Origin of the sequence: Sphingopyxis witflariensis (assembly GCF_002205635.1) — a bacterium.
GTDB lineage: Bacteria > Pseudomonadota > Alphaproteobacteria > Sphingomonadales > Sphingomonadaceae > Sphingopyxis > Sphingopyxis witflariensis.
On record NZ_NISJ01000036.1, the window covers coordinates 1 to 1,118 of the forward strand.

Consider the following 1,118-nt stretch of genomic DNA (forward strand, 5'->3'; position numbering starts at 1 on the left):
CCGGAGGCCGTTCCCTCGCCAGTGTTGCCCTCCGGTTCCGCTTCGCTCCACCTACGGCCAACACTGGCGAGGGAGGCGTCAATGCACTAACAATCCACCCGGACCACTCGGTGGGGGCCGGTCAGCCAGACGCCGCTTCTAACTTGACATCAGGTGATGATGCGATGAACGCTTCGAGACTATCCGGGGGAGTTAAATGATCAAGATATCTATTTTAATGACTGCTCTTCTGCTGGCTTGTCAGGTGACATCCGATGCAGAAGCGGCGACAAAGTCTGATGCTGCGAGTGAGATGTTGTCGTCCATCGAAGCTGCTGCTCCATATTACGCGACGATCAGGACAAAATATCCAGAGACGTATGCTCAGATTGTAGCTACCGCCGAGCGTGTTGGACCGAACCGAAATCTATCAGAATTCAACAAGGAAGCATACGAGATTGTAATCGGCCTCGTTGCTACCAAGGTTCCTCAGCTGTCGGCGCCTTCGATTGCTTCTTTGCTTGAGAACTCAATCGCACAAAACAGATTCGTGGCAGCTAATCACCCGAGCATGTGTGCCAAATTTGCGAGCGGACTCCCTCCATTCGGATTGATCATACTTCCAGCCGAACTGGCACGTAAAGAAGCGCAGCTTATCGACACGATATTGAACGATATTGGGGAGCGGAGAAATCAGCCGATGTCGGCGAGTGAGTTTGATGACATTTCGATCGAAATGGCCGTCAAAGCTGCAAAAAAATTGGGCATTTCGCCGCAACAATACGTGGCATTCCTACAGCAGCAGAGGCCAGATGACATGATCTGCCTCTCACAGGCGGAACTCTCCCAGCAAATTTTAAGCCTTCCGCGAGAGAAGCGGGATTCTTACCTGATCTACTCCGTCAGCCCCTAAAACAGATCTCAGAGCACTCCGGACTTGATCCGGGATCCATGGCCGCCTGGTCGCCGTGGACCCCGGATCAAGTCCGGGGTGACGAAGGGTGAAAGCGAACGTCCGCTTTCCATCTGTGGACGCCCCAAAAGACGCAAGCGGTTTTTTGGAGGTAATGCACGTAGTCGGATGCTGCCATCTGTCCGGCCTCTGATGCAGCATCGGAGGCTGCGGGCCCGTATGGGAG

General features: G+C 53.8%; 1 protein-coding gene and 1 pseudogene. Both read left to right on the plus strand.

The features are described from left to right. A pseudogene (locus CDQ91_RS21165) lies at window positions 1-90 on the plus strand (integrase catalytic subunit); the annotation flags it as partial. A gap of 106 nt (window positions 91-196) precedes the next feature. Then, window positions 197-892: a hypothetical protein gene (locus CDQ91_RS20880; RefSeq protein WP_088474613.1), complete on the plus strand. Its 696-nt coding sequence runs from the start codon at window positions 197-199 to the stop codon at window positions 890-892. Window positions 893-1,118: the final 226 nt, after the last annotated feature.

Excerpts from the sequence above, each read along its gene's own strand:
- CDQ91_RS20880 (WP_088474613.1), top strand. The coding sequence starts at position 197 with ATGATCAAGATATCTATTTTAATGACTGCTCTTCTGCTGGCTTGTCAG.